The organism is Pseudomonas zeae, assembly GCF_014268485.2.
Lineage (GTDB): Bacteria > Pseudomonadota > Gammaproteobacteria > Pseudomonadales > Pseudomonadaceae > Aquipseudomonas > Aquipseudomonas neuropathica.
The window spans coordinates 5,279,169-5,296,034 of sequence record NZ_CP077090.1 but is presented as its reverse complement, the minus strand read 5'-3'; the positions used below and the strand labels follow the sequence as shown (position 1 = coordinate 5,296,034).

14 protein-coding genes and 1 pseudogene are annotated in these 16,866 nt (G+C 59.9%); 8 read left to right on the top strand and 7 right to left on the bottom strand.

What is annotated here, in order from left to right; translation table 11 throughout:
• Positions 1 to 55 precede the first annotated feature (55 nt).
• Positions 56 to 1,486 carry an exodeoxyribonuclease I gene (gene sbcB, locus HU754_RS23415; protein WP_095126197.1) on the top strand — a complete coding sequence of 477 codons (1,431 nt, stop codon included), beginning with the start codon at positions 56 to 58 and terminating at the stop codon, positions 1,484 to 1,486.
• A 96-nt stretch (positions 1,487 to 1,582) separates the two neighbouring features.
• Here the strand turns inward: sbcB and mvaT are convergent, their stop codons facing one another.
• On the bottom strand, positions 1,583 to 1,960 hold the full coding sequence (mvaT, locus tag HU754_RS23410; RefSeq protein ID WP_007912775.1) for a histone-like nucleoid-structuring protein MvaT: 378 nt from the start codon (positions 1,958 to 1,960) through the stop codon (positions 1,583 to 1,585).
• Between the two features lie 336 nt (positions 1,961 to 2,296).
• Here mvaT and purU point away from each other — a divergent pair, with 336 nt between their 5' ends.
• On the top strand, positions 2,297 to 3,145 hold the full coding sequence (gene purU, locus HU754_RS23405; protein WP_007912774.1) for a formyltetrahydrofolate deformylase: 849 nt from the start codon (positions 2,297 to 2,299) through the stop codon (positions 3,143 to 3,145).
• A gap of 84 nt (positions 3,146 to 3,229) precedes the next feature.
• The gene (locus HU754_RS23400; protein ID WP_186623865.1) at positions 3,230 to 3,406 is read left to right on the top strand and encodes a hypothetical protein; all 177 of its coding nucleotides are present in this window, start codon (positions 3,230 to 3,232) and stop codon (positions 3,404 to 3,406) included.
• A 48-nt stretch (positions 3,407 to 3,454) separates the two neighbouring features.
• Here HU754_RS23400 and gpgF read toward each other — a convergent pair whose 3' ends face one another.
• From gpgF to HU754_RS29875, 5 genes and pseudogenes are all read right to left on the bottom strand, one after another.
• Complete coding sequence (gpgF, locus tag HU754_RS23395) at positions 3,455 to 4,450, bottom strand: glucosaminyl phosphatidylglycerol flippase (protein WP_186623866.1); 996 nt, start codon at positions 4,448 to 4,450, stop codon at positions 3,455 to 3,457.
• Positions 4,447 to 5,223, bottom strand: a complete 777-nt coding sequence (gene gpgD / locus HU754_RS23390; RefSeq protein WP_186623867.1) for an N-acetylglucosaminyl phosphatidylglycerol deacetylase — start codon at positions 5,221 to 5,223, stop codon at positions 4,447 to 4,449. Before gpgD ends, gpgF begins: the two co-directional genes overlap by 4 nt.
• The gene (gpgS, locus tag HU754_RS23385) at positions 5,216 to 6,328 is read right to left on the bottom strand and encodes an N-acetylglucosaminyl phosphatidylglycerol synthase (RefSeq protein ID WP_186623868.1); all 1,113 of its coding nucleotides are present in this window, start codon (positions 6,326 to 6,328) and stop codon (positions 5,216 to 5,218) included. The genes gpgD and gpgS overlap by 8 nt, the downstream gene beginning before the upstream one ends.
• A 272-nt stretch (positions 6,329 to 6,600) precedes the next feature.
• Positions 6,601 to 7,365 (bottom strand): methyl-accepting chemotaxis protein, encoded by a 765-nt coding sequence (locus HU754_RS29880; RefSeq protein ID WP_371043227.1) that lies wholly within the window; start codon positions 7,363 to 7,365, stop codon positions 6,601 to 6,603.
• A gap of 93 nt (positions 7,366 to 7,458) precedes the next feature.
• Positions 7,459 to 8,490: pseudogene (locus HU754_RS29875) on the bottom strand (HAMP domain-containing protein); the annotation flags it as partial.
• Positions 8,491 to 8,679: 189 nt separating this feature from the next.
• On the opposite strand from HU754_RS29875, the gene HU754_RS23375 reads away from it, so the two are divergent.
• The gene (locus tag HU754_RS23375) at positions 8,680 to 10,167 is read left to right on the top strand and encodes a helicase HerA-like domain-containing protein (protein ID WP_186623870.1); all 1,488 of its coding nucleotides are present in this window, start codon (positions 8,680 to 8,682) and stop codon (positions 10,165 to 10,167) included.
• Between the two features lie 80 nt (positions 10,168 to 10,247).
• Here HU754_RS23375 and HU754_RS23370 read toward each other — a convergent pair whose 3' ends face one another.
• On the bottom strand, positions 10,248 to 10,703 hold the full coding sequence (locus HU754_RS23370) for a DUF721 domain-containing protein (protein ID WP_038366691.1): 456 nt from the start codon (positions 10,701 to 10,703) through the stop codon (positions 10,248 to 10,250).
• Between the two features lie 308 nt (positions 10,704 to 11,011).
• Here HU754_RS23370 and secA point away from each other — a divergent pair, with 308 nt between their 5' ends.
• The 4 genes from secA to HU754_RS23350 all read left to right on the top strand — a co-directional run bounded on the left by secA (position 11,012) and on the right by HU754_RS23350 (position 16,817).
• Positions 11,012 to 13,747, top strand: coding sequence for a preprotein translocase subunit SecA (gene secA, locus HU754_RS23365; RefSeq protein WP_186623871.1), 2,736 nt, complete (start codon positions 11,012 to 11,014; stop codon positions 13,745 to 13,747).
• Between the two features lie 122 nt (positions 13,748 to 13,869).
• On the top strand, positions 13,870 to 15,087 hold the full coding sequence (gene argJ, locus HU754_RS23360; RefSeq protein ID WP_186623873.1) for a bifunctional glutamate N-acetyltransferase/amino-acid acetyltransferase ArgJ: 1,218 nt from the start codon (positions 13,870 to 13,872) through the stop codon (positions 15,085 to 15,087).
• Positions 15,088 to 15,240: 153 nt separating this feature from the next.
• A complete protein-coding gene (locus HU754_RS23355) occupies positions 15,241 to 15,873 on the top strand; it encodes a glutathione S-transferase family protein (RefSeq protein ID WP_099757016.1) in 633 nt (210 codons plus the stop codon).
• Complete coding sequence (locus HU754_RS23350) at positions 15,870 to 16,817, top strand: Nudix family hydrolase (RefSeq protein ID WP_186623875.1); 948 nt, start codon at positions 15,870 to 15,872, stop codon at positions 16,815 to 16,817. Before HU754_RS23355 ends, HU754_RS23350 begins: the two co-directional genes overlap by 4 nt.
• Positions 16,818 to 16,866: the final 49 nt, after the last annotated feature.

Here is a 16,866-nt window from a genome sequence, read left to right as displayed (position 1 = left end):
CGCGAGCGCGGTCGAGCGCCTAGACTTTGCCGATCTTCAGTTCAGGAAACCGCCCGTGACTTCAATCTTCTGGTACGACTACGAAACCACTGGCATCAATCCGCGTAACGACCGCCCGTTGCAGGTGGCCGGGATCCGCACCGACCATGCGCTCAACGAAATCGACGAGCCGGTCAATCTTTATTGCCAGCCCAGCGAAGACATCCTGCCGCATCCGGCGGCCTGCGCGATCACTGGCATCACCCCGAGCCAGCTCGCCGAAAAGGGCTTGAGCGAGGCTGATTTCATGACGCGGGTGCATGCCCAGCTGGCGGCCCCCGGCACCTGTGGCGCCGGTTACAACACCCTGCGCTTCGACGACGAGATGACCCGTTACAGCCTGTATCGCAATTTTTTCGACCCGTACGCCCGGGAGTGGCAGGGCGGCAACAGCCGTTGGGATCTGATTGATGTGGTGCGCGCCGCCTATGCGTTGCGCCCGGACGGTCTGGTCTGGCCGACAGATGACGAAGGCCGGGTGACACTCAAGCTAGAACGCCTGACAGCGGCGAACAACATCGATCATGGCCACGCCCACGAAGCCTTGTCAGACGTTCGCGCCACCATCGCATTGGCCCGGCTGATCCGCGAGAAACAGCCAAAACTCTATGACTGGCTGTTCCAGTTGCGCAGCAAGCAAAAGGTCATGGATCAGATTCGTCTGCTGCAGCCACTGGTGCATATTTCCGGGCGTTTCTCGGCCGCGCGCAGTTATGTCGGTGTGGTGCTGCCGTTGGCCTGGCACCCGAAAAACCGCAATGCCCTGATCGTCTGCGATCTGCACCTCGACCCGCAGGGTTTGCTCGATCTGGACGCGCAAACCCTGCGCCAGCGTTTGTACACGCGTCGTGATGATTTGCTGGAAGGCGAATTGCCGGTGCCGCTCAAGCTGATTCACATCAACCGTTGTCCGGTGGTGGCGCCGCTTGCGGTTTTGCGTGCGCAGGATCAGCAACGTCTGGGGCTGGACATGGCGCTTTATCAACAGCGAGCACTGCGGCTAACTGACGCACAGCAAGTTTGGAAAGATAAAGTTGCAGAGATTTATGTCAGCGAAGATTTCATTCCGAGCGAGGATCCGGAACAACAGTTGTACGACGGATTTATCGGTGACCGTGACCGACGTCTATGTGAGCAAGTGAGGAGCGCTGACCCGGCACAACTAGCGCAAGAGCAATGGCCTTTCGATGACGAACGTTTGCCTGAATTACTCTTTCGATATCGCGCACGCAACTTTCCCGAGACGTTGAATTTCGAAGAGCAAGAACGCTGGAGAATATTTTGTCAGCAGCGTTTGTCCACGCCTGAGTGCGGCGCACCGAATACCTTGAAATCTTTTACCGAGGCGGCCGAGCAATGGTCGATTAATGCCACGCCGATGCAGAGTGAGGTGCTCAATGAATGGCAGAATTATGTCCAGGCATTGCGCAAACGTTTGAATCTTTGAAATCGAACATGACCGGGCTTAAATCCCGGGCATAAAAAAACGCCAGCATTCGCTGGCGTTTGTTTTTCGCGGATCGCTCTGCGAAGACGTTGCGGCTTAGCCCAGCAGGGTAGCCCAGCCTTCAACCACGTCACCGCCCCACTTGGCTTTCCACTCTTTCAGAGTTTTGTGGTTGCCACCTTTGGTTTCGATGACTTCGCCGTTGTGCGGGTTTTTGTATTGTTTAACTTTGCGAGCACGCTTGGTGCCGGTAGTTTTTACTGCGCCGCCGCGTACTGCTTTGGTTTTAGCTTCCGGATCCAGCAGCGCGATGATGTCACGCAGGGATTTGGAATATTCGCCCATCAGGGTGCGCAGTTTGCCTTCGAATTCCAGCTCGGCTTGCAGTTTGTCGTCTTGGGACAGGTTCTTCAAACGGGCTTGCAGCTCTTTGATGGCTTCTTCGGTGGCGCGATATTCGTTGATCAAGGACATGATTACTACCTTAGTAGAGTGCGGGATGGCAGGGGGACAGTGCCGCAATAATAGTCAGGCTGTTTCATCAAGTAAACATTTAACCGGGGTTTTTATTTAAATTAGTTACGAGAAACTGCTCTCTATTGAATATTCAGTTAAATAGTGTGATCGAGTCATCACAGATATTCACAGTTGTCTGATCAAGCGATCCCGCAGGATCAGCACCAGTCTGTCGGCTACTCATCAAGAATCCGTAGCACTGAGCCTGGCGCCTCCCGTTGCTGATCAATACTGCAGTTTTCCTGCGCAGCCGCTAGAATGGCGGCCTTTGCGAAGTTCTGGAGTTTCCCCCTCATGCGCACTTTTCGGCTGGTGATATCTTGCCCGGACCGCGTTGGCATTGTTGCCAAAGTCAGTAATTTTCTGGCAGCCCACAACGGCTGGATCACCGAAGCGAGCCACCACTCGGACAACCAGGTGGGCTGGTTCTTCATGCGTCACGAAATTCGTGCCGATTCGCTGCCTTTCGGTATTGAAGTGCTGCGCGAGAAGTTTGCGCCGATCGCCGAAGAGTTCTCGATGGACTGGCGCATCACCGACACCGAGCAGAAAAAACGCGTTGTGCTGATGGCCAGCCGCGAATCGCACTGCCTCGCGGACTTGCTGCACCGCTGGCACAGCGATGAACTGGACTGCGAAATCTCCTGCGTGATTTCCAACCACGACGACCTGCGCAGCATGGTCGAGTGGCACGGCATTCCTTATTACCACGTCCCGGTCAATCCGCAGGACAAGCAACCGGCCTTCGACGAAGTGTCGCGTCTGGTCAAACAGCACGATGCCGAAGTGGTGGTCCTGGCGCGTTACATGCAGATCCTGCCGCCAGACATGTGCCGCGAATACGCGCACAAGGTCATCAACATTCACCACAGCTTCCTGCCGTCGTTCGTGGGTGCCAAGCCGTATCACCAGGCGTCGCTGCGTGGGGTGAAACTGATCGGCGCGACCTGCCACTACGTGACCGAAGAACTGGACGCCGGCCCGATCATCGAGCAGGACGTGGTGCGTGTCAGCCACAGTGACAGTATCGAAGACATGGTGCGTTTCGGTCGTGACGTCGAGAAGATGGTGCTGGCTCGTGGCCTGCGTTATCACCTCGAAGACCGCGTGCTGGTGCACGGCAACAAGACTGTGGTGTTCTGATCTCAATCCCACGGGCTTGAAAAACCAAGGGTCTGGGCGTTCAATCGTCCAGACCCTTTTTCATTTCAGCTGTGAGGATAAGCCATGGCCGATCCACTGGACAAAGCCACTTCCAAAGCGCCGGCGACGTTGGGCGAAGGGTGTTTGAGTCGATATGATCCCGAGGACATGGGCCCGGAGGATGGCACCGAGTTTCCCGGCGCTGCGGAGTTGTGGGAACAATTGCAAGAGAAGTCCAACGACAACAAGGACGATGGCTGAAGCGCGATCATGCAGGCGCAGCCGAAGGCTCGGGCCGCGACCGGACGATCAAGCCTGCCCCACCTTCATCAGTTTCCTTAACAGCGGTCGGCCCAGCATCAACAAAAACACCGGCCCCCCGACCAGCAGATAAAAGTAATACGTCACCACCCGCCAAATCAGAATCGCCGCCGCTGCGGTGGATTTCCCCACCATCGGCGCCAGCAACGCTGCCGACGTCAACTCCGCCGCCCCCGCGCCGCCCGGCAGCAGGCTGAATTGCCCGGCGCCCAGCGAAAGCATCTGCACCAGAAAACTCCACGCCCACTGCAAGTCCGCGCCCAGGCCGCGTAGCGCCAGATACAGCACGCTGTAGCGCAGCAACCAATGCACACACGTCAGGGCGAATACTTTGATCAATGTTTGCCAGGGCAACTTCAATGTATCGGTAAATGCCGCGAGAAAATGCAGCAACTTGCGCGCCCAGCGGCGGCGGGTACTGGCCTTGACGTTCATCCTTGCCAGCAGGCGACCGCTCAGGCGAATCAGGGTGCGGTGATAGCGCGCGACCAGCACACAACTGAATAAACCGCCGAACAGCGAAATCGCACTGACGGTCAGCAACCACTCGAGGCGATCGCTGAGGTGCTGGAACAGCGCATAAATCAAAATGCCGCTGAGGGCGCAGAGAAAGAACAGCAAATCGCTGAGCTGATCCATGGCAAACACCGCGCTGCCCCGGGCCGGCCGCACGCCGGAGCGGGCCAACAGGGCCATGATCGTCAACGGCCCGCCGCTGCCACCGGGAGTCGCGCAGTAGGCGAATTCGGCGGCCATCACTACACCAAGGCTTTGCAGCGGCGTGACGCGCTCGCGCTGATCACCGAGTAGCAGGCGCAGACGCAAGGTATTGATGCCCCAGCAAAGCAGGATCATGCCGAACATGATCAACAGCCAGTGCAACGGGAAACTCTGCAGCCGCGCCCAGGTGTCGCCGCCACCCAGCACAACCGGAATCAGCACCGCCGCGAGCAGGCCGATCAGCAAGAGAATGCCGCGACTCATGCGGCGCTTCCCAGTTGACCGCGCTGTTGGGCGAGCCAGTGGATTTTGGTCATCGGTACGCGTCCTTCGCTCAGCAGTCGTTCGAGGGTGTGCAGCCAGTAATCACGGGAAAAACCGTGGCGCATGTCCACGGGATGCAAGCCTAGACGAATCACCGACGCCCGACGCCAACGCTGTTGACGCTGCTCGCTGACAATCTTCGACAGGCCCCTTCGCCAGGCGCTGCGAGCGCTCCAGACCAGACCCGGCGCATCGATCGCGGTGAAATCCGGCAACCGATACAGATGCTGCGGATCGCTGGTGTAGCACAGGGGCAACTCGCGCAGGGCCTGGCGGGTGCCGTCGCTCATCAACCACGCCGGGGCAACGAAACCGTGCAGCGGCCAGTCGTGGCGCTGGAAGACTTCGATGCCGGTGCGCAGGCGGGCGAGGGCGGTTTCCCGGGACAAACGGTAAAACTCGCCTTCATGGGTGTAAACGCGGCGCATGAACCAGTCGTGCGGCGTCGTCGGGCCGGGCTCCTGGTCATCGTGGAAATAACCGTGCAACGCCAACTCATCGCCACGGGCGACGCGCTCATCGAGCCGTCGGCAAAATGCCGGGTGATCGTCGAGGGCGTTGTGCCGGTGGAAATTCGGAACGACCAACCACGTCATCGGTACGTTGCCCAAGGCGTCGACGGCCTCGACAAACGGCTGGTAATCCGCCCACGTCGACGGAGCGACGTCGTGCAGCACCAGCAAGACGGCGCGGTTGTTCATCGATTCAACCATTGGCCACCTTGGGCAGCGTATGTCCGAGTACGGCGTGATAGTGGCCCAACAAACTGTCGACCACCGTATCCCACGCATAGTGGGTTTCGACATGCTGGCGCGCCTGTGTGCCAAGTTTGCTACCGCCGCGACTGAACAGTTCGCGCACGGCATTGGCCATCGCTTGCGGGTTGTTCGGTGCGCACAGGAGGCCGCAGGAATCAGTGACGATCTCTTCGAAAGCCCCGGCGGCCACGGCCACCACGGGAATGCCGCAGGCCATGGCTTCGAGGATCACCAGGCCGAAGGTTTCCTGGTCGCCGGCATGCAGCAAGGCATCGGCACTGGCCATCAACTGCGCGACGCGTTGCGCGGGGCAGAATTCATCGATCACGCTGACATTGTCCGGCACGGCGGTGGGCATCGACGAACCGACCAGCAGCAGGTGATAGCGCGGGCCGAGGCGTTGCATGCATTTGAGCAATACCGGCAGGTTTTTCTCTTTCGAGCCGCGCCCGGCAAAAATCAGCAGCCGGGTGTCTTCGGCGATGCCCAGTTCTGCACGCAGTTGCGGGTCGCGGGCTTTGGGGTGAAAGGTTTGCAGGTCGACGCCCAGCGGTTGCACGAACACATTGCGTACACCGAGGCCGCTGAGCTTGTCGGCCATGATCTGACTGGGTGCCAAAACCCGATCGAAGTTGCCGTAAAGCCTGGTGACATACGCCTCGATATTCGGTGTGACCCAATGGCCCATGCGATTGCCGATCAGCAAGGGCAGGTCCGAGTGATAGAAACCGATTACCGGCACATCCAGCTGTCGTCGCGCATCAAGGGCGGCCCAGGCGGTCAGATAAGGGTCGCCGACTTCGATCAGATCGGGCTGTAAATCCTGCAGGACGTTTCGCCATGGCGCGAGGCGAAGGGGGAATCGATAGCCTTTGCCGAAGGGCAGGGCGGGGGCGGGAACCGTGTAAACGCCGTCGTGTTCGCCGAAGTGCGCACCGGGAATCAGCAGGCTGTGGCGGGTACCGGATTTGACTCCGAGCCGGCGGTGTTTGGCATCCAGATAAGTACGCACGCCGCCGCTGGCCGGGGCGTAGAACATGGTGATGTCGGCGATATGCACGGTGATCAACCCTCCGTTGCGTAGTTCTCCCTTGGTTGACCTTTATCAAGAATAGATGTTCGGTCGGGATTGCGCGGTGGAGCTGAAGAGCGCCCTCACCCTAACCCTAACCCTCTCCCGGAGGGAGAGGGGACTGACCGAGGTGGATGTTGGAGTTATACCGACTTGAGAGACCTGAGTCGAACTCAGGTCTGGAAAATCCCCCGATCGGCTTCCTTTCCCCCTCGCCCCTCTGGGGGAGAGGGCTGGGGTGAGGGGGTAGGCTTTTGATCTCAGATGCGGAAACTGCCAACCAGTTGTTTCAGACGCGAAGCCTGCTGCTCCAGGTCCGAACACGCGCGCAACGTCGCCTGCAAGTTCTCCACGCCTTCCTGGTTCAGCGTGTTGATCTCGGTGATATCGACGTTGATCGACTCCACCACTGCCGTCTGCTCTTCGGTCGCGGTGGCCACCGACTGGTTCATCCCGTCGATCTCGCCAATGCGCTGGGTCACGCTGTTCAAGCGCTCCCCGGCAAGGTTGGCAATCTCGACGCTGTCCTGGCTGTGACGCTGACTGTCGCTCATGGTACTCACCGACTCACGGGCGCCGACTTGCAGCTCCTCGATCATGGTCTGCACCTGTTGCGCCGATTCCTGGGTGCGGTGCGCCAGATTGCGCACTTCATCCGCCACCACGGCAAAACCCCGGCCGGCTTCACCGGCACGTGCCGCTTCAATGGCCGCGTTGAGCGCCAACAGGTTGGTCTGTTGGGAAATGCTGGTGATCACTTCGAGAATCTGGCCGATGTTCACGGTTTTGCTATTCAGCGACTCGATGTTGCTGCTCGACGCGCTGAGCATGCTCGACAGTTGATTCATCGCCTTGATGCTGCGATCCACCACTTGCTGGCCGTCTTCAGCCAGACCGCGCGCGTCACTGGCCTGATTCGAAGCCTGGGCGGCGTTGCGGGCGATTTCCTGCGCCGCGGCACCGAGCTGGTTGATCGCCGCGGCGACACTGCTGGTGCGCGAGGCTTGCTGATCAGAGTTGTACATCGACGAGTTCGATGCCGCGACCACGCGCAGGGCGACTTCGTTAACCTGGCCGGTGGCCGACGACACTTCGCGGATCGAGCCGTGAATACGCTCGACGAAACGGTTGAATGCGGTACCGAGCACGCCAAATTCATCGTTATTGACGATGGTCAGGCGTTTGGTCAGGTCGCCTTCGCCATCGGCGATGTCCTCCATGGCGCGGGTCATCACGTGCAGCGGCTGGATCAGAATACGGATCAGCATGCCGAGCAGGGCAATGATGATTGCCACGGCAATCACGGTCGCGATCACTGCCGAGGTGCGGAATTCGCTGAGCATCGCAAAGGCCTGATCCTTGTCCACCGACAGGCCGATGTACCAGTTCACCGACGGCAGGCCTTTGATCGGCGCGAAGGTGACGATGCGGGTCTTGCCATCGACGGTGACTTCGCTGAAGTCGCTGCTGATGCGCGGGGTGTCCTGTGGATAGGCTTCCTTCAGTGATTTCATCACCAAGGCCTTGTCCGGGTGCACGAGGATCTTGCCGTCGGCGCTGACCAGGAACACATAACCCATGCCGTCGAAATCCCGGGCGGCGAGGGTGTCGACCAGCGATTGCAGGCTCAGGTCGCCGCCAACCACACCGACGCTCTGGCCGGCCTTTTTCGAGGCAGTGGCGATGGAAATGATCAACTGGCCGGTAGCGGCGTCGATGTACGGTTCGGTCAGGGTTGAGGTGCTGCTTCCCTCGGCACCTTTATACCAAGGGCGCACGCGCGGATCGAAACCGTCGGGCATCTTGGTGTCCGGACGGATGGTGAAGTGCCCGGTGGCATCGCCCAGATAGGTCGCCATGAACGTCGAGGTCAGGCTTTTCTGTTCCAGCAGACTGGCGACGTTGGCGGGCTCGGGGTTGATGGCGATGTTTTGGGCGGCGTTCTCGATCAGTAGAATGCGGCCGCTGAGCCAGGTCTGGATATTGCCGGCAGTGACCTCGCCCATCTCGTTGAGATAGTTGTTCAGGTCATCGCGGATCGCGTTGCGCTGCAACCAGTCGTTGTACAAGGTAAACGAGGCGAAGGCGGCGATGACGATGAGGGCGGCGGCAAGCAAAATTTTATGGCTGAAGCGCAGATTTTTGTTCATGGCTTGGGGTTCCGCTAAGGTCTTAATGTCCAGGGCGTGCTTTTATAGAAGCGCGCAAAATGGGCAAGGGTGAAAACAAGCTGATATTTCCGTCTCTCCTTAGGGAAATGTCCGGCCTGACTTGTGGTCGGGTCTCTCACTCTTCTTTATCGGCCATGCAGAATCAAAGATTAACCATTGGGTGACAAAATGCCTGACTCCTCGCAACTCGTAATCGGCGCCGACCTCGCAGGCCAACAGATCGCTCAGGCCATGCGCCTGGCCAACCGCCACGGACTGGTCGCGGGCGCCACCGGTACCGGTAAAACCGTCACCTTGCAGCGTTTGGCCGAGGCGTTCAGCGACGCCGGGGTCGCGGTATTTGCCGCTGACATAAAGGGTGATCTGTGTGGCCTCGGTGCGGCGGGCAATCCGCAGGGCAAGGTGGCCGAGCGCATTGCCGGGATGCCGTGGCTCAACCACAAGCCGCAGGCCTATCCGGTGACCTTGTGGGACATCCACGGCGAGTCCGGTCATCCGTTGCGCACCACGTTGAGCGAAATGGGCCCGTTGCTGATCGGCAGCCTGCTGGAACTGACCGACAGTCAGCAGTCGGCGCTATATGCCGCCTTCAAGGTCGCCGATCGCGAAGGCCTGTTGCTGCTGGACTTGAAGGATCTGAAAGCGCTGCTCAATCACCTCAAGGAAAACCCGCAGCTGTTGGGCGAAGACGCGGCGCTGATGACCACCGGTTCCAGTCAGGCGCTGTTGCGTCGCTTGGCGACGCTGGAGCAGCAGGGCGCCGAAGCCTTGTTCGGCGAACCGGCACTGCAACTTGAAGACATTCTGCAACCGACCGCCGATGGTCGCGGGCGCATTCATTTGCTCGATGCCAGCCGTCTGGTGCACGAGGCGCCGAAGGTCTACGCGACATTCCTGTTGTGGCTGCTGGCTGAACTGTTCGAGCAATTGCCCGAGCGCGGCGATGCCGACAAACCGCTGCTGGCGCTGTTTTTTGATGAGGCGCATTTGTTGTTCGGCGATACACCGAAGGCCTTGCAGGAGCGACTTGAGCAAGTGGTACGGCTGATCCGTTCCAAAGGCGTTGGCGTGTACTTCGTTACGCAATCGCCGGCGGACTTGCCCGATGACGTGCTGGCGCAACTTGGCTTACGCATTCAACACGGTTTGCGCGCCTTTACCGCCAAAGAGCAGAAATCCCTGCGCGCGGTGGCGGACGGCTTCCGACCGAATCCGGCGTTTGACAGCCTTTCGGTGCTGACCGAGTTGGGGATTGGTGAGGCGCTGGTCGGCACGCTGACCGAGAAAGGCACGCCGGAGATGGTTCAGCGCGTGCTGGTCGCGCCACCGCAATCGCGAATCGGGCCGCTGACCGAGACCGAACGAACCGTGCTGATTGCCGGTTCGCCGTTCAAGGGCCGCTATGACAAGCCGATCGATCGTGAGTCGGCGTATGAAATTCTGATGGGGCGTAAAGGGCTGGCGCCGGAGGCCGAGGTGCCAGCGGGTAAGCCAACTGCTGAAGAGCCGAGCCTGGCCGACAGGGCAGGGGAGTTTCTCGGGACGGCAGCCGGGCAGGCGCTGAAGTCGGCGATGCGCCAGGCTGCCAATAACCTCGGTAAGCAATTGGTGCGCGGCTTGATGGGCTCATTACTCGGAGGCAGCAAACGCCGTTAAAACTGAAGTATTGGCGAGCAGAATGTGGGAGCGAGCAGGCTCGCTCCCACATTAAATAATTATTCACGTTCGGATAGCGCTCAGGTCTTGGCTTTGGCGTGCGCCGCCAGTCGTTCCAGTGCCGCGCGCAAACCCGGATCAGTGATCCCGTCCGCCGTGGCCTGAATCGTCGCCGCTGCATCCGTCGACAAATCCATCGTGTGCCCGGCCGCTCCGCGTTGAACGGTCGGCGGCTGCACCTTGAACAGAATCCGCGTCAAACTGGCGAACTCATCAAACATCTGCAGCTGCCTCTGCAAGCGTTTTTGCTGATAGCGCAGACGTGTGGCCCAATGGCCATCGGTGACAATCAGCAACAGACTGCCCTCACGCCACGACGCTACATGGCAATGTTCACGGGCGGCGGGTTGCAGTTGGCTTTCGAGCAGACGCTGCAAATGCCCCAATCGTTGGGCATGGCCGAGGATGGCTTTGAGCGGCTTGGCTTCGCGCAGGAGAACGGCGGGTGCTCTGGCCGTAAGAGGGCGAAATGCCATGATCGAACACCTGAAGTAACAGAAACACCATGGTAGCAGAAAGGCCGAAATCACTCGCCCATTGCTTTTGCCCTCGCTTTGCCCATTAAATCAACGACTAACTTCTGCCTTGTATGACTTGAAGTTGAGCAAAACGCCCCTATTTTAAGTGAGCCCCGTCAAAGCGCAGTGCCAGCATCGTGGAACATCGCCACTTTCCTCACTTCCGTTTCCGGGTAGAATGCTCGTTCGCATGCGGCCATGAGGGCTGCACGGGCGACGCTCACGGGGCCGCCCTCCATCCCTTTAGTGTGGAAGATCCTGCCGATATGTTTGCGCCTTTGTTAAAGAAACTTTTTGGAAGCAAGAACGAGCGTGAAGTCAAACGCATGCTCAAGACGGTGCAGCTCGTCAATGCCTTCGAAGAGCAAATGGTGGCCCTTTCGGACGATCAATTGCGCGCCAAGACCGCTGAGTTCAAGGCCCGCATCGCCAAAGGGGAAACCCTCGACAAGCTGTTGCCAGAAGCCTTTGCGGTCGCCCGCGAAGCCGGCAAGCGCATCATGGGTATGCGCCACTTCGACGTACAGCTCGTCGGTGGCATGACCTTGCACGAAGGCAAGATCGCCGAAATGCGCACCGGTGAGGGTAAAACCCTCGTAGCGACCCTGGGTGTTTACCTCAACGCATTGTCCGGCAAGGGCGTGCACGTTGTGACGGTGAACGACTACCTGGCGCGTCGTGACGCCAACTGGATGCGCCCGCTGTATGAATTCCTCGGCCTGACCGTCGGCGTCGTGACGCCGTTCCAGCCGCCGGAAGAGAAGCGTCTGGCCTACGCCGCCGACATCACCTACGGCACCAACAACGAATTCGGTTTCGACTACCTGCGCGACAACATGGCGTTCAGCATGGAAGAAAAATTCCAGCGCGAACTCAACTTTGCCGTGATCGACGAAGTCGACTCCATCCTCATCGACGAAGCGCGTACCCCGCTGATCATTTCCGGTCAGGCCGAGGACAGCTCCAAGCTGTACATGGAGATCAATAAACTGATCCCGCAGCTGGAACTGCACGTTGAAGAAGTCGAAGGCGAAGTCACCAAGGCAGGCCACTACACCGTTGACGAGAAGACCCGTCAGGTTGAACTCAACGAAGCCGGTCACCAGTTCATCGAAGACATGCTCACCCGCGTCGGCCTGCTGGCTGAAGGCGAGAGCCTGTACTCGGCACACAATTTGGGCCTGCTGACCCACGTGTATGCCGGTCTGCGTGCGCACAAGCTGTTCAATCGCAACATTGAATACATCGTGCAGGATGGTCAGGTCGTACTGGTCGACGAACACACCGGTCGTACCATGCCGGGTCGTCGTTTGTCCGAAGGCCTGCACCAGGCCATCGAAGCCAAGGAAGGCCTGAACATCCAGGCCGAGAGCCAGACCCTGGCGTCGACCACGTTCCAGAACTACTTCCGTCTGTACACCAAGCTGTCCGGCATGACCGGTACCGCCGACACCGAAGCGTTCGAATTCCACCAGATCTATGGCCTGGAAGTCATGGTCATTCCGCCGAACAAACCGTTGGCGCGTAAAGACTTCAACGACCTGGTGTTCCTGACCGCCGAAGAGAAGTACGCGGCCATTGTTGCGGACATCAAGGAAAGCATGGCGGCCGGCCGTCCGGTGCTGGTGGGTACTGCCACCATCGAAACCTCCGAGCACATGTCCGCATTGCTCGTGAAGGAAGGCATCGAACACAAGGTTCTGAACGCCAAGTTCCACGAAAAAGAAGCCGAGATCATCGCGCAGGCCGGTCGTCCGGGCGCCCTGACTATCGCCACCAACATGGCCGGTCGTGGTACCGACATCCTGTTGGGCGGTAACTGGGAAGTGGAAGTCGCGTCGCTGGAAGACCCGACCCCTGAGCAGATTGCCCAGATCAAGGCCGACTGGCAGAAGCGCCACCAGCAAGTGCTGGAATCCGGCGGTTTGCAGGTGATTGCCTCCGAGCGTCACGAATCCCGTCGTATCGACAACCAGCTGCGTGGCCGTGCCGGCCGTCAGGGTGACGCCGGTTCCAGCCGCTTCTACCTGTCGCTGGAAGACAGCCTGATGCGTATCTTCGCTTCTGATCGAGTGAAGAACTTCATGAAAGCCCTGGGCATGCAGCCGGGCGAAGCGATCGAACACCGCATGGTGACCAACGCGATCGAGAAGGCGCAGCGCAAGGTTGAAGGCCGCAACTTCGATATCCGTAAGCAACTGCTCGAGTTCGATGACGTCAACAACGAACAGCGTAAAGTGATCTATCACATGCGTAACACGTTGCTGGCCGCCGACAACATCGGTGAAACCATCGCCGATTTCCGTCAGGACGTGCTCAACGCCACCGTCAGCGCGCACATTCCGCCGCAGTCGCTGCCTGAGCAGTGGGACGTGGCCGGTCTGGAAGCTTCGATTGCCAGCGACTTCGGCGTGACACTGCCGATCCAGCAGTGGCTCGACGAAGACGATCACCTGTACGAAGAAACCCTGCGCGAGAAGCTCATGACCGAGCTGATGGCGGCGTACAACGAGAAAGAAGACCAGGCCGGTGCCGACGCACTGCGCTCGTTCGAGAAGCAAATCGTACTGCGCGTGCTGGACGACCTGTGGAAAGACCACCTGTCGACCATGGACCATCTGCGTCACGGTATCCACCTGCGTGGTTACGCTCAGAAGAACCCGAAGCAGGAATACAAGCGCGAGTCGTTCACGCTGTTCTCCGAACTGCTCGACTCGATCAAGCGCGACTCGATCCGTGTGCTGTCGCACGTTCAGGTGCGCCGCGAAGATCCGGAAGCCGAAGAGCAACGTCTGCGTCAGGAAGCCGAAGCACTGGCCGCCCGCATGCAGTTCGAACACGCCGAGGCCCCTGGTCTGGAGCAACCGGATGTACTGGGTGAAGAGGTCGATGTGGCCCTCGCTACCGCGCCGGTTCGCAACGAGCAGAAGCTGGGCCGCAACGAACTGTGCTACTGCGGTTCGGGCAAGAAATTCAAGCATTGCCACGGGCAGATCCAGTAAACCCCGTTTCAACTGCTGAAATACCCGCGCCGCGACCGGCTCCTGCCGTCGCGGCGTTTTGCCATTTAAACCACCGTCGCTGCGAGTGACGGTGCTGACATCATTGAGTAAGGAGCGCATTCATGGCTGTTGGTCTTGGTCCTTTGCCAACGTTGCACCCGGTTGCCGGTTTTGAACTCGGTATTGCCTCGGCCGGCATCAAGCGCCCCGGGCGCAAAGATGTCGTTGTGATGCGCTGCGCCGAAGGCTCGACCGTGGCGGGCGTGTTCACCTTGAACGCATTTTGCGCGGCTCCGGTGATCCTGGCGAAAAAACGCGTGCAGAACGCCGTGCGTTATTTGCTGACCAACACTGGCAATGCCAACGCCGGTACCGGCGAGCCTGGCCTGGCCGCCGCTGAACGTACCACTGCCAAACTGGCCGAGCTGACTGGCGTTGATGCCAGCCAGATTCTGCCGTACTCCACCGGTGTGATCGGCGAGCCGCTGCCGGTCGAGAAGATCGAAGGCGCGCTGCAAGCCGCACTGGATGATCTGTCGGAAAACAACTGGGAAGCCGCTGCCACCGGGATCATGACCACCGACACCCTGCCGAAGGGCGCCAGCCGCCAGTTCGAGCATGACGGCGTGACCATCACCGTGACCGGCATCAGCAAAGGCGCGGGCATGATCCGTCCGAACATGGCGACCATGCTCGGTTACATCGCCACTGACGCCAAAGTCTCCCGCGACGTCCTGCACAGCTTGATGCTCGATGGTGCGAACAAGTCGTTCAACCGCATCACCATCGACGGCGACACCTCGACCAACGACTGCTGCATGCTGATTGCCACCGGCAAGGCTGCACTGCCGGAAATCACCCGTGCCGAAGGCGAGCTGTTTGCCAAACTCAAGCTAGCGGTGTTCGAAGTGTGCATGGACGTGGCCCAGGCCATCGTGCGTGACGGCGAAGGCGCGACCAAGTTCGTCACCGTGGAAGTGAATGGCGGCGGCAACCATCAGGAGTGCCTGGACGTTGGCTACACCGTGGCGCACTCGCCGCTGATCAAGACCGCGCTGTTTGCCTCCGACCCGAACTGGGGCCGTATCCTCGCCGCCGTCGGCCGCGCCGGCGTGCCGGATCTGGACGTGAGCAAGATCGACGTGTTCCTCGGCGACGTGTGCATTGCCAGCCGTGGCGCCCGTGCGGCGACCTACACTGAAGCGCAAGGCTCGGCGGTGATGCAGCAGGAAGAAATCACCATCCGTATCGAGCTGGGTCGCGGCGATTGCAGCGAAACCATCTGGACCACTGACCTGTCGCATGAATACGTGAAGATCAACGCTGAATACCGCACCTGATCCAAGACCGGGTCGCTACTTTCGCGAGCAGGCTCGCTCCCACAGAGGATTTGTGGCAACACGATTCAATGTGGGAGCGAGCCTGCTCGCGAAGACGGCAGCTCAAAGAATGCAAGTCTCCAGGTTTCTCCTCTGACGAAAAGGCGCCACACCATGTCCCTGCACCTGATCATCGGCGACAAACTGCTTTCCTCCTGGTCCCTACGCGCCGCCCTGGCCGTTGAACTGACCGGCGCACCCTACAGCGAAGAACTGATCAAACTCGGCAAGCCCGACACCCGCGCGCTGCTGCTCAAGCACTCGCCGACCGCCAAGGTCCCGCTGCTGCAAACCTCGCGCGGCACCATCGCTGACTCATTAGCCATCGCCGAGTACCTCGCCGAGCAGTTTCCGTCCGAGCAACTCTGGCCGACAGATATATTCGCCCGTGCCCAGGCGCGATCCGCCTGCGCCCAAATGCACAGCGGCTTTTTCGCCATGCGCAATCACATGCCCTTCAACCTCAATCATGACGCGCCGCTGAACCCGGTGCCGCCAGAAGTGAAGGTCGACATCGAACGCATGCTCGCACTGTGGGCCGAATGCCGCGCCGCCGCGACCGAGAGCGGGCCGTACCTGTTTGGTCGGGTGAGTCTGGCCGATGCCTTCTTCGCACCGATTGCCGTGCGTTTGCGCACCTATCAGGTGACGCTGCCGGCCGCCGACGAAGCCTATGTTGAAACCGTCTACCAATGGCCGGCCTTCAAGGCATGGCAGAAGGCTGGACTGGAGGAGTTGAATCCGTGAAACGTGTACACGTCGCCGCTGCGGTCATTCGTGACAACAGTGGCAAAATCCTCATCGCCCGCCGCGCCGACACCCAGCATCAGGGTGGTCTGTGGGAGTTTCCCGGCGGCAAGGTCGAGGCCGACGAGTCGGTCGAAAGCGCACTGGCCCGTGAGCTGCACGAAGAGTTGGGCATAGTAGTTAGCTCAGCCCGCCCGCTGATCAAAGTGCGTCACGATTACCCCGACAAACAGGTATTGCTGGATGTCTGGGAAGTCTCGGCCTTCACCGGCGAACCGCACGGTGCCGAAGGGCAGCCGTTGGCCTGGGTCACGGCGAAGGAACTGGCGAGCTACGAATTCCCGGCCGCCAACCAGCCGATCGTTGCCGCCGCGCGTTTGCCTGCGGAGTACTTGATTACGCCGGAGGACCTGGAAACGCCGGCGTTGCTGCGCGGTATCCAGAAGGCGATTGCCGGCGGGATCAAACTGATCCAGCTGCGCGCACCGAACGGCTATGACCCCAAGTATCGCGATCTGGCGGTCGATGCGGCCGGGCTGTGCGCGGGCAAGGCGCAGTTGATGATCAAAGGTCCGTTCGAGTGGCTCGGCGATTTCCCGTCTGCCGGATGGCACATCACTTCTGCACAATTGCGCAAATACGCAGCGGCGGGGCGGCCGTTGCCGGCGGAGCGCTGGTTGGCGGCGTCGTGCCACAACGCTGAAGAACTGGCGCTGGCGGAACAGATGGGTGTGGATTTCGTCACGCTGTCGCCGGTGCAGCCGACTTTGACCCATCCGGATGCGCAGCCGATGGGCTGGGAACATGCTGGAGCGTTGATCGAAGGTTTCAGCAAGCCGGTGTTTCTGTTGGGTGGGGTTGGCCCGGCCGAGCGCGAAAAAGCCTGGGGCGTTGGTGCACAAGGCGTGGCGGGGATTCGCGCGTTCTGGCCTGATTCTCTGTAAAGGCTGCTGGCCTCTTCGCGAGCAAGCTCGCTCCCACAGTTGATCGAAT

Coding starts and splice junctions, on each gene's coding strand:
- mvaT (WP_007912775.1), bottom strand. CDS start 1,960: ATGTCCTTGATCAACGAATATCGCGCCACCGAAGAAGCCATCAAAGAG.
- purU (WP_007912774.1), top strand. CDS start 2,297: ATGCGCACTTTTCGGCTGGTGATATCTTGCCCGGACCGCGTTGGCATT.
- HU754_RS23400 (WP_186623865.1), top strand. CDS start 3,230: ATGGCCGATCCACTGGACAAAGCCACTTCCAAAGCGCCGGCGACGTTG.
- gpgF (WP_186623866.1), bottom strand. CDS start 4,450: ATGAGTCGCGGCATTCTCTTGCTGATCGGCCTGCTCGCGGCGGTGCTG.
- gpgD (WP_186623867.1), bottom strand. CDS start 5,223: ATGGTTGAATCGATGAACAACCGCGCCGTCTTGCTGGTGCTGCACGAC.
- HU754_RS29880 (WP_371043227.1), bottom strand. CDS start 7,365: ATGTACAACTCTGATCAGCAAGCCTCGCGCACCAGCAGTGTCGCCGCG.
- HU754_RS23375 (WP_186623870.1), top strand. CDS start 8,680: ATGCCTGACTCCTCGCAACTCGTAATCGGCGCCGACCTCGCAGGCCAA.
- HU754_RS23370 (WP_038366691.1), bottom strand. CDS start 10,703: ATGGCATTTCGCCCTCTTACGGCCAGAGCACCCGCCGTTCTCCTGCGC.
- secA (WP_186623871.1), top strand. CDS start 11,012: ATGTTTGCGCCTTTGTTAAAGAAACTTTTTGGAAGCAAGAACGAGCGT.
- argJ (WP_186623873.1), top strand. CDS start 13,870: ATGGCTGTTGGTCTTGGTCCTTTGCCAACGTTGCACCCGGTTGCCGGT.
- HU754_RS23355 (WP_099757016.1), top strand. CDS start 15,241: ATGTCCCTGCACCTGATCATCGGCGACAAACTGCTTTCCTCCTGGTCC.